Raw genomic sequence first — 305 nt, forward strand, 5'->3', positions numbered from 1 at the left:
GGCGGCCTGCCGAAATCGGAAACGCTAAAAAAAATCAAACAACTTAAAGGCTGCAGCATAGACTGGCTTTTGACAGGCGAAGGTTCTCCCTTCCCCGATTCCGAAGCCCCAAAAGCCACAGCAACCGACACACTGGGCAACCCTGTCGATATAGACGAATTTGTCTTCGTACCGCGTTACGACATCCAAGCCGCGGCCGGACACGGTCAGCTCGTCGGCGATGAGCAACCCATGTTCGCCATGGCGTTCCGACGCTATTGGATTGAAAATTATGTAACGCGCGACATCAAAAACCTTTCCGTTAT

The 305-nt window shown here is 52.1% G+C and carries 1 pseudogene; it reads left to right on the forward strand.

What is annotated here, in order from left to right:
• Nucleotides 1–305 (forward strand): annotated as a pseudogene (locus ACTHSP_RS23480) (helix-turn-helix transcriptional regulator); the annotation flags it as partial.

The organism is Neisseria sp. P0001.S005 (assembly GCF_051963715.1).